The sequence below is a fragment of the Vibrio sp. 1727 genome (genome assembly GCF_033344415.1).
Lineage (GTDB): Bacteria > Pseudomonadota > Gammaproteobacteria > Enterobacterales > Vibrionaceae > Vibrio > Vibrio alginolyticus.
On sequence record NZ_JAWPOT010000648.1, the window covers coordinates 1 to 522 of the forward strand.

Annotated in this window: 1 protein-coding gene; it reads left to right on the forward strand. The window is 46.6% G+C overall.

Annotated features, from left to right (window positions below; genetic code table 11):
* Positions 1-522, forward strand: a 522-nt coding sequence (locus R8O10_RS27395; RefSeq protein WP_412035185.1) for a YjiH family protein, incomplete at both ends; no start/stop codon positions are given.

The window sequence follows — 522 nt, forward strand, 5'->3', positions numbered from 1 at the left end:
AGCAGGTATCGTGGCTGCGGTTATCATTCCTCGTTTGCCGCCTCTAAGCCTGAAAAAAGACCGCTACATTGACGGCAGCAAGCCAGCAGAAGATGTAGATGCAGTGCCAGAAGGTCACACGACATTCTCTTGGGGCATGGACTTAGCTCTAAAACGCGCTGCAGAAGTAAAATCTGTTCAGTCCGTATTCAAAGAAGGTGTGCACAACGCTATCGATATGGTGTTTGGCGTACTGCCTGTGGTTATGGGTTTGGGTACCGTTGCACTAGTGATTGCTGAATACACGTCAGTGTTTGAGATCCTTGGTCAGCCATTCATTCCTTACTTAGAGTTGCTACAAATTCCTGAAGCGGTACAAGCATCGCAAACTATCGTGGTTGGCTTTGCAGATATGTTTATCCCTGCGATTCTGGCGGCATCTATCGACAACGAAATGACTCGTTTTGTTATCGCAGCAATGTCTGTTACTCAGTTGATTTACATGTCAGAAGTTGGTGCACTACTACTAGGTAGCAAGATTCC